Consider the following 3191-nt stretch of genomic DNA (forward strand, 5'->3'; position numbering starts at 1 on the left):
CCAGGTTTAGTCACTGGTGTCATTCTTAGCTCAACATTTGGTATCAATAATATGGATTTAAGTCTTCTTTGTTCTTCTAAAGAAAATTGAGACCGCTGTTGTATATTATCTTGATATTTTTTGGCGTTTATGTAATTTTCAACACTGAAGTAATCAGTAATTCCTATTGCTGCAATTTTGAATTCTAATGCTCTTTTAAAAAGTAATTCACAAAAATCATCAAATGTTTTTGATTTATATTGATCATTTTTATTGGTTCCCTTTGTGTGAACATGAAGATCCCATCTTCTCCAAATAGAACCTTGATTAAATGTGTATTCCATATGCTGTAAATTAAAAGTTTTATATTATAGAAATTTATTCAATTCTTCCACTAACAAATAAACAGTAGTGGAAGACTCTTGTTGCGCTGGGTTATTCCCATCAAATTGTTTCATGATAGTTTTAGCATGATTAATAGCTTGTTCTTGTTTAGGGAATAAAGCATTAAACATTTTAGAACTTACACCCGTTTTTTTTGTATAAGCAAATCCGAGTAAAGTACTCAGCATTTTTTCATATCTGGAACGATGCAAAGCCCCTTGATACAGATTAAAGTGAAGTAAGAACCAAAATTCAAAAGCCTGATTACTATAAGCCACTTCAAAACCATTTTGGCGTGCTAATAGGATAGCAGAGTTAAAGTCATTTTCTGGGAAATCATCTTTGTCAAATACCACCCAATTCTGATTGTATGTTCTTCCTCTTTGCCTTTCCAGCTCTTTTATATTGATAGCTTTCTGTACTAATGTTAATGTTCCCATGCCTTGACCGATAGCTTTCACATTGGCAGAAGTCAAGCGGAAAGCATTAAAGTAGTCCGGTTCAGTATTAACCCCTTCGCAAATAATCAGAAATGTTTGTTTCACTTCACGCACACCACTGATACGGGTTATCTTTCTTTCGATACGCGGATTTATATTTTTCCTTTTTGTAGCCGCCATAGTTTATTTTTCTTGCGTATTAAACAAACGGGTTAAATCTCCGACAATTGGAATAGCTCCGTACTTTCCGGATAAGTAATCTTTTTCAAACGAAGCATCATTACGAACTTTATACTCTGCTAATGAATAAAGTTCGGTTGCCCCATAACGGTCTTTTTGTGTGAACCAAATCTGATCCCGTCGGAATATGTTAGCACTCAATAAATTAGTATCGTGAGTAGTGAAAATCAATTGAGCATTTTTCGGATTTGTCTCTTTTGAATTAAACAAGGCAATAATTCTACACGTAAGAAGTGGATGCATCTTAGAATCAAATTCATCTATAATCAGACGCTTTCCATTATCCAAAGCATCAATAATAGGATATGCTAAAGAAAAATACTTTATTGTACCTTCCGATTCATTTTTCCTGAATGGGAAAGTAACAGCTTTGACTTCATTACCTTCATCATCGTACTGCGTATGCGTACTGACAATAGTATTATCAATTTTTTCAATATTCTCAATACCTAAATCAGCATAGCGTGAAAACTCTACAATTCTCTGTTTCATTCTGATGTCATCCAGTTGGATGGTGGCGGTATTCCATATTTTCTCATCATTAGAACCAGAAATAATAGTGGTATCGTTCAACCATTTCATTATCTCCACAGCTGTCGGATCATTAAATTGTGCCGCAACAGAAAGCAATAATGCATTTGCTCTCACCATTCGTTTACCTGCAAGCTCTTTACCAACGACAAACTTGGTATGAATATCGAAGCTATCTTTTTCCCGGTAGAATAGTTCCACCTCCTTAGCTCTCTTTTTATTAGCTTTTTGATAGAGCCATTCCGAATGTACCAAAGAATTATCAGCTTCAAATCCATAACGATATTGATTATCTTCATCACAGAATATGGCTTCAAAATAACTTGGTTCACCCGCAGTAAGCGAATTTAACCGAAAACTTTCTATATTAACACGTTCCCCCGCCTGAATATCCTTTGATGAATTTATCACATACCATTTAAAGAACTCAAAAGCCTTAATGAAATTGGATTTACCGGATGCGTTGGCACCATAAACCACCGCACTCTTCATTAACAATAATCCGGCAGTCCCTACACTAAAGATTATATCTTCAGCCGGAACCTGTACTTCCTTCAAAGCCGATGCCGCTAAAGACAATGTAGATTGTTCTTTGAAAGATAGAATATTTCCTATTGTAAATTGAATAATCATACTTTAATTGATTTATTTGAGATTTTACCACAAATATAGCTTTTATTTTTCAGAAAAGGACATCTGTCAGATGAATTATGTTATTTTATGCCTAATAACATGTATTCCTACTTTCATTTTCAAATTTTCGGCAGTATCATCTTATTACTGCCAAAATTTTGAAAAAATATCCCGTCCTATCATCACGACAGTACGGGATACACACAACGTCAGGTTATCGGCTAAATCTGCTTAAATGGAAATGATAACAACCTAAACATTTTCCATAGGTTCGTTCTCATCATCTGACAACATACCATCCTCTGTACGTTCATCTTCTTTACATTCCTTCGCTTTGCCTTTCCCTACATTCTCTCCATCGAAATACCGCCGTATAAACTCATGCAAGTCCTTCTCCCTATAATACGTCTTATGTAGGATCGTGTGATACTTCAACCCATTATCCCTATACCGTTGCAGTGTCCGTTTGCTGATGTTCAGCAATAGGCAAACGTCCTGGTTATCGTACAGCCGTTCCCCGTTCAGGTAATTTTGCGGCTTCTTGTTCTTCTTGTCCAGTGCGCCTAAAACTCTTTCCACTTGTTCGAGCAACCGTTCCATATACGCCTCGAATGTTTCTTTATCCAATGGTATCATAAGCCCGCCTGTTTTAAATTTCCGATGATATAATAACTCTGGTTCGACGGGTCTTTCCGTATGATTTCCTTCTCCCGCATGAACTTGATATAACTTTTCGCCGTGCGTTCCTTCACGTCCAGTATCGCTTGAATCTGTTCCGCTAAATCCACATAAGTAATAAAGTCCTGCCGTCCGAAAATATCCCGTGCCACCGCCACGAGTTCATCCTCTTTCCGCTTCTCCTTTTCCTCTTTCGGCTTTTCTCCCAGATACACGTGCATCCCGGCATCCTTATCCCATGCAAACTGCATGATAGGCACATCCAACGGACTGCCATCGCGCACCTTCAGCGCCTTCACCACCGAT

Annotated in this window: 3 protein-coding genes and 2 pseudogenes; all 5 read right to left on the bottom strand. The window is 37.1% G+C overall.

Annotated elements, in window-relative coordinates:
* Nucleotides 1–323, bottom strand: a pseudogene (locus BN161_RS27650) (TrlF family ATPase); the annotation flags it as partial.
* A gap of 24 nt (nucleotides 324–347) precedes the next feature.
* A complete protein-coding gene (locus tag BN161_RS27655) occupies nucleotides 348–983 on the bottom strand; it encodes an RloB family protein (protein WP_044272523.1) in 636 nt (211 codons plus the stop codon).
* Between the two features lie 3 nt (nucleotides 984–986).
* A complete protein-coding gene (locus BN161_RS27660; protein WP_044272524.1) occupies nucleotides 987–2207 on the bottom strand; it encodes an AAA family ATPase in 1221 nt (406 codons plus the stop codon).
* Nucleotides 2208–2459: 252 nt separating this feature from the next.
* Entirely contained in the window at nucleotides 2460–2843 is a 384-nt protein-coding gene (locus BN161_RS27665; protein ID WP_044272527.1) for a helix-turn-helix domain-containing protein, read from the bottom strand.
* Nucleotides 2840–3191, bottom strand: a pseudogene (locus tag BN161_RS27670) (bifunctional DNA primase/helicase); the annotation flags it as partial. The pseudogene BN161_RS27670 and the gene BN161_RS27665, both read right to left, overlap by 4 nt.

Source organism: Bacteroides timonensis (assembly GCF_000513195.1).
In the GTDB taxonomy this organism is placed as follows: Bacteria; Bacteroidota; Bacteroidia; order Bacteroidales; family Bacteroidaceae; genus Bacteroides; species Bacteroides timonensis.